At 61.3% G+C, this 1270-nt stretch carries 1 protein-coding gene; it reads left to right on the top strand.

The window, feature by feature from the left end; translation table 11 throughout:
* Positions 1-71: 71 nt before the first annotated feature.
* The coding region (locus FCN18_RS38915) for an IS256 family transposase (protein ID WP_137097597.1) at positions 72-1270 on the top strand (1199 nt) is incomplete at its 3' end.

The following is a 1270-nucleotide window of genomic DNA, read 5'->3' as shown; positions in this document are numbered from 1 at the left end:
ATCCATCTGTGACCGAGAACACACCTACTCAGGCTGGGGATTCCGCGGCCGGTAAGGCGCTCGCCGGCGCGTTGTCATCGGAGGCCCTTGATGCTTTGGTGAAAGACGCCTACGCCAATGGCGGCGCGTTGGGTGCCCAGGAATTGCTGAATCGCATGACCAAGGCCGTGCTGGAGCGCTCGCTGGAAACCGAGATGACACATCACCTCGGCTACGAGAAAGGCGACCCGGCCGGCGCCGGGAGTGGTAATTCACGCAATGGCAAGTCGACGAAAACGGTGTCCACGACGAACGGCCCGATCGAGGTCGCAGTGCCGCGGGATCGGAATGGCTCGTTCGAGCCCGCGATCGTGCCGAAACGCGCCCGACGTCTCGGCAACATCGACGAGGCGATCCTGTCACTGTATTCACGTGGCATGACCACCCGCGATATTGAATCCCACCTGCACGAAGTATACGGCGTGAACGCGTCGCGGGAATTGATTTCCAATGTCACCGAGGTCGTGGTCGACGAGATCGCACTCTGGCAATCCCGCCCGTTGGACGAGGTGTATCCCATCCTGTACGTGGACGGGCTGCGCCTGCGGATCAAGGACAAGGGCGTGGTCACCACCAAGGTCGGCTACTTGGCCCTCGGCGTAGACGTCGAGGGCCGCAAACACGCCCTCGGGCTCTGGATCGCCGACACCGAAGCCGCGAAGTTCTGGGCCAAGGTCCTCACCGACCTACGCAACCGCGGCGTGAAAGACATCGTGATCGCCTGCTGCGACGGACTGACCGGACTGCCCGACGCGATCCGCTCGGCGTTTCCCGACACCGTGATCCAAACCTGCGTGGTACACGTGATCCGCAACGCCATGCGCTTCATCTCCTACAGCGACCGCAAAAAGGTCGCCGCCGGAATGCGCGACATCTACACCGCCCCCACACTCGAGGCCGCCGAGATCGCACTGAAGAACTTCGACAAAGAATTCGGCACCCAATACCCCGCCGCCGTCCAGGTATGGCAACACGCCTGGAACGATTTCACCCCGTTCCTCGACTACCCACCCGAACTACGCCGGGTCATCTACACCACAAACCTCATCGAGAACATCAACTTCCAACTCCGCAAACTCACCAAGAACCGCGGACATTTCGACAGCGACGCCGCCGCAACGAAACTCCTCTACCTCGGACTACGCAACATCACCAGCCACCGAGGAGGACCATCAGGAACAGGCACATGGGGCTGGAAACAAGCACTCAACACCCTCGTCACCCTCTTCCC

This window comes from Prauserella endophytica, from assembly GCF_005146945.1.
In the GTDB taxonomy this organism is placed as follows: domain Bacteria; phylum Actinomycetota; class Actinomycetes; order Mycobacteriales; family Pseudonocardiaceae; genus Prauserella_A; species Prauserella_A endophytica.
The sequence above is the reverse complement of the archived record's forward strand: the minus strand, read 5'-3'. Positions and strand labels throughout refer to the sequence as shown.